At 45.1% G+C, this 5,259-nt stretch carries 5 protein-coding genes; 1 reads left to right on the forward strand and 4 read right to left on the reverse strand.

Annotated features, from left to right (window positions below; all coding sequences use genetic code 11):
* The coding region (locus EA408_00185) for a hypothetical protein (GenBank protein ID TVR75538.1) at positions 1–218 on the forward strand (218 nt) is incomplete at its 5' end.
* Here the strand turns inward: EA408_00185 and EA408_00190 are convergent.
* The 4 genes from EA408_00190 to EA408_00205 all read right to left on the reverse strand — a co-directional run.
* Positions 162–1,868: an ABC transporter ATP-binding protein gene (locus EA408_00190; protein ID TVR75539.1), complete on the reverse strand. Its 1,707-nt coding sequence runs from the start codon at positions 1,866–1,868 to the stop codon at positions 162–164. The genes EA408_00185 and EA408_00190 overlap by 57 nt on opposite strands.
* 86 nt (positions 1,869–1,954) lie before the next feature.
* Positions 1,955–3,058, reverse strand: a complete 1,104-nt coding sequence (locus EA408_00195; protein ID TVR75540.1) for a hypothetical protein — start codon at positions 3,056–3,058, stop codon at positions 1,955–1,957.
* Positions 3,059–3,072: 14 nt separating this feature from the next.
* Positions 3,073–3,342 carry a PqqD family protein gene (locus tag EA408_00200; protein TVR75541.1) on the reverse strand — a complete coding sequence of 90 codons (270 nt, stop codon included), beginning with the start codon at positions 3,340–3,342 and terminating at the stop codon, positions 3,073–3,075.
* 523 nt (positions 3,343–3,865) lie between these two features.
* The coding region (locus EA408_00205; protein ID TVR75542.1) for a hypothetical protein at positions 3,866–5,259 on the reverse strand (1,394 nt) is incomplete at its 5' end.

Genomic DNA, 5,259 nt, shown 5'->3' on the forward strand with positions numbered 1-5,259 from the left:
TGATTTCAAAGATATCGGACTGGAACTACCTTGCCATTCTTGCCATTAATAACGGCATGGCCCCTCTCGTGAGCAAGAAGATCCCCCTGCTTGAAAAGAACCATCTTATACCCCCGGAAATAAAGGAGCAGCTTCACCAGGCTTATCTCAAAACCCCTGCTTTACCATGCAACGACACCTTCGAGTTTCTCAAAATCAATAATCCTGTCACACTTTGAAAGGAAGCTTTCGCTGTGAGAAATTAGTATTATCGTCATGTTTTCATCGAAGAGCCGTTTCTCCAGAGTCTCTATAATCTCCTCTTCTGTCCCTGCATCAAGTGAGGATGTTGGTTCATCCATCAGCAAAACTTCTGCCCCCTTGTAATAGGCGCGGGCAATTCCTATCCTCTGTTTCTCTCCACCGGAAATTCTTGATCCGCTATCTCCTATCATGGTTTTAACCCCTTCAGGAAGCCTGTCTGTCAAATCTTTGAGGGCTGCAACATCAAGAGACTTTTTAAGCAGTTCCGGTTCCGGTACCTCAAGAGGAGATATGTTCTGCTCAAGTGTGCCATCCATAATAAACACATCCTGCGACACGTATCCAAGCAGCTTATGCCATCCGTCCCTGTTTCCAGGAGTGAGCTCAGTGCCGTCAATCAGCACGCTCCCCTCATGTGGCATATACAGCCCCATCATGAGGTAAAACAAGGTGCTTTTCCCGCTTCCGGATGACCCCCGTATACCTACGCGCTCACCACGGTTAATTCTAAGGGAGAGGTTTTTGAAAATGGGCAGACCGGGACCAAAGTCAAAACTGATATTTTTCAGCTCAATTGAATGGTTAAATCTCAATTCTGTTCCGGTGTCGGTGATTGACGTGCCGCCTGATCCTGCCTGTTTGTTTATAATATCAGCAGTGTACAGGTTGTTGCGGAGGTTTCCGCGTTGGACTATAATGGAACGGACTGCCGGGAGAAGCCTCAGGGTCGCTAAGGCGAAAATTCCAACGAGAGATCGCAAACCTGAATCTTCACCTGCAAAAAAATAATATCCTGCAACAACTCCTGTAATCAATAATATCACGTTTATCTCTATAGATTTTGACACCATGCTTTTAAGCCTTTCAACTTGCATTTTGCACATTGATATGACTTTTGTCCCCTGCGTGAAAGCGTTACTTAGCCGTTGAAAATAATTATTTACAACGATGTCAGCATAACCTCTGAAGATTTCGGTAGTTACCCGCCACTGGCTCCTCTTTGCCTCGTTGTCAGCTTTACCTGCCTTTTGCATCTGCATTCCAATTTTCAAATGACTTACAATGATCAGGGGAGCAAATATAACCAATTGAATTACTGCTATATAAATATTGATATAGGCGATCGATATAATTATCAGGGCAGAGAGCAGCAGGTCGCCTGCCATGATAAGCGCGGGATTTATGTACCCGAAAACATACTGAAAGCAAACAGCGTTTACATCGTGCGAAAGTGAGGTGGGACTGCTGTTTTTTATAAACGGGAGACCGCGGCAGTAATATCTGAAAAAAAGATTGTGGGTGTAATGTGAATAGATCCTGAGTAATATCTTGTTTTTATAGTTATTTATTTTGTGCAGGGTGATGTTCTTAAGAATTAATAAAAGAAGAACTATTGCAATTACAATGAGAAGAAAAAAACCATAATTTTCTATACCGGTTGTTTCGTAAATGGCCTGGAGGTATTTGTTTCCGGTTATTCCCTCGTCTTCCAGCAGCAAGAGCAGCAAGGGAACAATAATTGCCAGCCCGGCCATTTCAAGCAACGCTGTTAAAGCTGCAGAAAAAAGCAAAAAAATCTTACTTGGTTTGCTGACAGGAGCATTTTTCAGAGCTTCCAGCGACATTATTTATATCAAAATTTAGTAACCCCGTGCGAACTTTTCGGGCATAGCCAGGCCGGGACATAACAGCACCCCAGGTACGCAAGTTTTTAATCTGTTCCAAATAACTGGGAAAGCGCCTTGAATGAGATCATCAGTCTGCCATAAAATTCATCTTTCCCCACCAAATCGTATTTCCATTTTGAGTTAACAAGGTGCCTGGCACCTATGGCTTTCCGTTTAAAAACCTGCATCTTTGATAACCCTTCTCTGCCAATATCCATGTAACTGTTATAAAGAGTGTCTTTCAAAACTCTCTCTGTTGTTTTAACATCCTGTTCTGTAAACGGTATGATGGTATCCCGCATGCCCAAATGGCGCCTGGCTATCTCTATAAATGAGGAAAAAAGAGGTAATTGATGTTCTTCCTCTAAAATTTTCAAAAATGACTCAAAGTTGATATTCTTTGCATTGTTTGAGAAAAAAAGAGCTAGATCGCAGATATGCCTTAATACCACTCCTGAAATCAAAAAATGAACAATGTCATGACGTGCCAGGAAAATTGCTGTGAAGTCCGGGGTGGGAACACGGACTTCAAAACCGCCTATCGTTATCGTATCGTATCCTTGCGTGCTAAGTATCCTGCTGAGGTGCGCTTCGAGGTTCTTATCTGTTTTACTGCGGGAGACACTCAAAAAGCTCAGGTGGTTATCTACCGGGATACCTTTGAAAAAAAAGGCGGAGTGTTTAGGACTCTTTCTTTTAACCTCAATTCCCAGATCCTCTATTAACCGGTTTCCCTTTTCATAATCTCCAAAAAGGTAGATATCCATGTCGCCGCACTCCCGGTGAGCAGGCCGCGGATAACTCTCTGACAATCCCAAACCTTTAAGCAGCAACAGCTCTATCCCCTCCTTCCTGAAAACAGCAATCAGCTCTTTAAGTGCCTCAACCTGCCTTCTGTTCCTGTCTTCAATCCTCTTAGCGCTCAATCCCCAGCGAATAAACAATTCCTTTGTCAGCCCGGGCATTGCTTCTCTTTCCGGGAGCGTATCAAATGCCAGTGCCAGCACACCCTGGCGCGCGGCACAATCAAACAGGCTTTGCCACTCCTCATTGGTAAGTTTACAGACAATGCACTCCTCATTCTCATTCTGCCACAATGATAACCTGAGAAGCGAAAAAAGAGCCTTGTGATAGTTGATAAGTTCCATGTCTGATAATTACCCTATTTCTCGATCAGCCCCACCTTTACCAGCGAGTCTATCCACGATTCCGCGTCTTTTACAGCCTGCTGCTTTCCAATCCCGTAACTCTCCATAAGCATTTCAGCGGCATCATCAACTGTAAACTCCTTTCCCTGAAGCGAGCTCCAAAGTCTTTCGCCGGTGCTGTTCAGCATAATCACCTTCGTAAGATCTACCCCATCCTTACCCTGCATAACAACCATCTTCTCGCCGGCAACATCTCTTACTTTATAGTTTGGTTTTATCTTCATGAGCAAAAAATGAATTAATAAAATTAATTATCCATAAGATATAATCCTGGAATATCGTTTTGCAAAACCACAGGAGAATAATCTATTATCTCCAATTGACTGCAAATTATCCTATTGTACTTTAAAAACCAAATAATACAATCAGTATCATGGATCAGTAGATTCAACTCACACTTTTCCATTATGACATGTGACAGAAAACCGGCACCTGACCTGGTTTCGTTGATATCCGCGAAAGCGTAAAGACTATTGGGTCAAACCCGGTTATGTTAGCAGCAATGCCGGATAAAGCGGACTGATTGATATCCCTTTCGGGGAAAGATTTGAAAGGCACCGTAGCTTTTCAAATTCGATGTGAAAGTGAGGCAGGACTTCACAGGTATATTTGTCCTCATCCCGGCAGGAAGGCGGTATTGATTAAAAAAATCTTGCTGCCTCGTGGGGCAGCAAGATTAAGTTTCGAGAGCTTCAAATTATGTCTGTGAAATCCGCTTCGCGGAAGGCTTCGCCTTATTTCATAGGGTTAAAAAATATCCCGGACGCAACGGACGGATAAACCCGGAGCCTTAGTACCGAATGAGATACGGGTCACATTGCCATGGGCGCTAGCCATGGACATTTGCCAGGCACTGGAGGAGGCCTCAGTAGAGGTCCACCAGCGACCACCGCGGCCAATGAGGCTGAAAGAACCAATGTCGCTACGGCAGCCACCCGGAAGAGCCGAAAATTCGTAGTGATCCCAACCATAGTTCCTAGTATCAGAATCCCATCGGGGGTGTTCATCCGTGGCACAATCGCCCCCGAAGGGTGAGTTAACCTGCCGGCAGGATTTTAATGCGTTTCCAGCATTGGTACCATGTGCGCCAAGAGAGTTGAGTAAATCTGTCCAATCCCCATCACTGGATACCCGCCAGCCCGTGGGACAAAGACCACGGCTGTCATCCACGGCATACCAGTTATACAACGCACCATAGGCGGCCAATACTTCGGCTTCGGAACTAAAGTCGTCAATTTCGGTATGGGGGTAAACGGAGTAGGCGCCTTCGGTGGTATTCTCCCATTCTGCATCAGTTAGATCCGTCGGAATAGAAGTGCCATCTTTGTATTTGGTGGTTCTCAGATTCTCTGCCATCCATTCCCGGTTGTAATTATAACAGATAACAGTTTCATATTCATTTCCGTCAATATCAGAAACACCTTCGGTAAAATCTTCTGTTGCATTCAGCTCAACGACATATTTCTTGCCGCGATCAAAACCTCCGCCAGGTGTTTCTTTTACAACAAATCTGGATCCTGTAACGGTGCTGATAGCAATGATGATATCGCCTTCACCGGTTCTTGGCAAAACCATCGCATAGATAGACGGCGTGGTTTCATAATCACTGGTCGTGTTCACAGGATTGGTCAATGTAAGAATCACCTCGTTCGAGGTGCCCTCAGCCGGCCAGTCTATATCGTAAGCCGCACCAACTGAAGGGGTGGCTTGGGTCAGATCTATCGTACCGGGTTCAGGGGATGAAAGCATTATATCGCCCGACAACCTTACCTGGTAGATATAATGGCCGTTAATGATCCTGAACTCCAAAAGGGTAAAAACATGGTTGTAACGGAAATTGATACCGCTTGTCTCATCCCCTTCATCACCGGGATCAATACCCTCAACGGGAGTGGCTACCATGAAGTCCAGATCACCGATATGGTCGCTGTTGTCTCCCCCGGACTGGGTCTGCTCAGAGGCAAGGGAAACAGGCACTGCATCGCTTGTTTCACTCCCTTGCGCGTAAGGGTAATAAGCATAAAAATCATGATCACCGGTGCCCCAGTACATCTCTCCTGTAAATTCAGAACTCTTGGCGCTGGTTTGCGCTGTAAACTCAGTATTTACAACACCGGGGGCACCCTCGGGATCAGGGAGTG

It is taken from the genome of Marinilabiliales bacterium, assembly GCA_007695015.1.
Classification (GTDB): Bacteria; Bacteroidota; Bacteroidia; order Bacteroidales; family PUMT01; genus PXAP01.

Bases quoted from the DNA above. Each gene is read 5' to 3' on its own strand.
- EA408_00190 (TVR75539.1), bottom strand. From the start codon at position 1,868: ATGTCGCTGGAAGCTCTGAAAAATGCTCCTGTCAGCAAACCAAGTAAG.
- EA408_00195 (TVR75540.1), bottom strand. From the start codon at position 3,058: ATGGAACTTATCAACTATCACAAGGCTCTTTTTTCGCTTCTCAGGTTA.
- EA408_00200 (TVR75541.1), bottom strand. From the start codon at position 3,342: ATGAAGATAAAACCAAACTATAAAGTAAGAGATGTTGCCGGCGAGAAG.